The organism is Vibrio sp. ZOR0018, from assembly GCF_963865925.1.
Classification (GTDB): domain Bacteria; phylum Pseudomonadota; class Gammaproteobacteria; order Enterobacterales; family Vibrionaceae; genus Vibrio; species Vibrio anguillarum.
This window is the reverse complement of the sequence record NZ_CAWMCN010000075.1, coordinates 1-2,179: the sequence shown is the minus strand read 5'-3', so window position 1 is coordinate 2,179 and position 2,179 is coordinate 1. Positions and strand designations below refer to the sequence as shown.

3 protein-coding genes are annotated in these 2,179 nt (G+C 40.9%); all 3 read right to left on the bottom strand.

Going from position 1 to position 2,179, the window contains the following annotated elements; genetic code table 11:
- Nucleotides 1-866 precede the first annotated feature (866 nt).
- Complete coding sequence (gene brnA / locus AACR75_RS03695; protein WP_010320361.1) at nucleotides 867-1,109, bottom strand: type II toxin-antitoxin system BrnA family antitoxin; 243 nt, start codon at nucleotides 1,107-1,109, stop codon at nucleotides 867-869.
- On the bottom strand, nucleotides 1,096-1,362 hold the full coding sequence (locus tag AACR75_RS03690; protein ID WP_010320360.1) for a BrnT family toxin: 267 nt from the start codon (nucleotides 1,360-1,362) through the stop codon (nucleotides 1,096-1,098). The genes brnA and AACR75_RS03690 overlap by 14 nt, the downstream gene beginning before the upstream one ends.
- A gap of 190 nt (nucleotides 1,363-1,552) precedes the next feature.
- Nucleotides 1,553-2,083, bottom strand: a complete 531-nt coding sequence (locus AACR75_RS03685) for a hypothetical protein (protein ID WP_069498697.1) — start codon at nucleotides 2,081-2,083, stop codon at nucleotides 1,553-1,555.
- Nucleotides 2,084-2,179 lie beyond the last annotated feature (96 nt).

Here is a 2,179-nt window from a genome sequence, read left to right as displayed (position 1 = left end):
CAAATTGAGCGATTTGGAAGAAAAGTGACGAGCGTAGCATGCTCGGCGGACGTTTGGATGCCGAAGGTTATTTTGCCGCTGAATTTACAGCGCTAAGCAACCCAACACGATCAAGAAACAACAAATATGTGATGACGATTTATTGCTTAAGTTAAGCCACAAAGCATGGAATTTACCGTTCAATTTCAACTCGTTTTAGCTGATAAAAACTCACTTTGCCTAACGCCCGGCTAAGGGGTTGACAACGCACCGCCGAACTCAAAAAACACACTGTAAACACTGAACTTCAATTTTGCACTAAAACCGCCACGCGTTGGCAATCCCTCTTGAGCCGTTTGTTATGCAAATTCAATGAGATAAACTGAATTTACACGAACAAAAGCCACAATTGTAATGGTTGAGTAATTCAAGAACCAACCGAAGCCAGAGCCGTGATAAATAAGCCGCCAAAACAAAGTCCACCGTTCAGCAACAAACCAAGCTTTTGAATGAGACAAACTCACCGAGCAAGACTTTCAGCAAATACGAAATGATCGGTTAACTTGCCCTTTCCGCACTTTGCACCCGCTGAATTTACAACGCGCCAACGCTAAAAGTGATTGAGGCAAACAAAGAACCTTGCCTGTTTTACGGCTTGAGTTAACCACGAATTTGAGGGTAAAAATGCTCATTTGCCGACAACACAAAACGAATGGCCGGAGAAATCAAAAAGATTGAACCCCTAAATTTACCTGAGTTGCATAACGCCCGCTTAAGGGGCAGCCAACGCTACTACCAACTTTCCGCATAGCACCGTAACCACAAAAACCAACGCATAGTAAAAATGCCACGCGTTGGCTGTCCCTCTTGAAGCGTTTGTTAGCCGTTTAGTTTGAAGTGTGGTGATGAGCTACATTTTCAAGCCTTTCAGCTAGCCAAATCTTGATAATCGACTGTCGTGTAACACCTACTCGGTTAGCTTCACGATCTAGTGAATCTAACATCCATGAGGGGAAATCAACATTTACCCGTTTCTGCTTTTGCATTGGACGCTTAACTTTAGATAAATCTAGATCACCTAAAATGTCATCGTCACTTTCAAACTTGGCATCAAACTCATGCGCTTTCATATAAGTTCACCTCCGCTTTACGTGAACGTCTGACTGAAATGATCCTAATATTTAGTCCACGGTATGTAATGACGCCAGACCAATGCTTACCATTTAACATGCCGATGACCAAATACCTAGGTTCATCACTTGTGTTTGCAGGGATCTCGATAAGATCAGAGTCATTCCACAAACCTTGAGCTGTATAGAAATCAATTCCATGTTTCTCAAAATTTGACCTGCTTTTATTTTCATCAAATTCGAATTTCGTCATGAGTAAAAATTACACCCTTTTTACTCATTTTGCAACTTACACTTTGGCTAATGATTATGAAAACGGCTAACGCCCAATTAAGGTGTGAAGCACGCTACCACGACACTCAATTTGAACACCTTAATCACTAAACTTGACCCGAACCAAAAATGCCAAGCGTGCTGAATCACTCTTAAATTGTTTGTTATATTTACGATTTCTCGTAAGCTGAACTTAGATCCTCAAAGAAAATTCTACGATTATCTAAGATATCCTCACGCCACAATTTTACTTCTTCTAATGGTTTTCCATGTTCACCGATATACACTTCAGCGTAGAAACTAGAAACAGCCTCACCAAAAGCTCTCAGTGATTGCTGACTGTCAGATAAACCAAGTAATAACAATTTTGATTCAGCGCTATTGAGGTTTTTGTATGAGCTGTAAAGGTTCGCTCTAGCTTCATTTAACTCTTTCAGAAAGTCATCACTAAGTTTTGAGCCACTACTTTTTCTACGAGTAAAATCTACAATTCTTGCCCAATAAACCATTGAGTGATGAGAGAAAACCTCTACCTGTTCGGCTACAGACTCTAAACTCTCTAATTTTCGGGTTCTACGTTGCTTTTCATCGTCGTTCTTGTGTTGGAGCTGAGTAATTTTCCAAGTCGTGACTCCGCTAATTAAAGCACCAAGCCCAATTTTGACTGCCGTATCAAGAATTTCCATATATGTGATTGCCACTGAACCTCCTGTAAATATAACGCCCGCTTAAGGGGCAGACAACGCTACTACCAACTTACCGCATAACACCGTAATCACAAAAACCAACGCATAGTA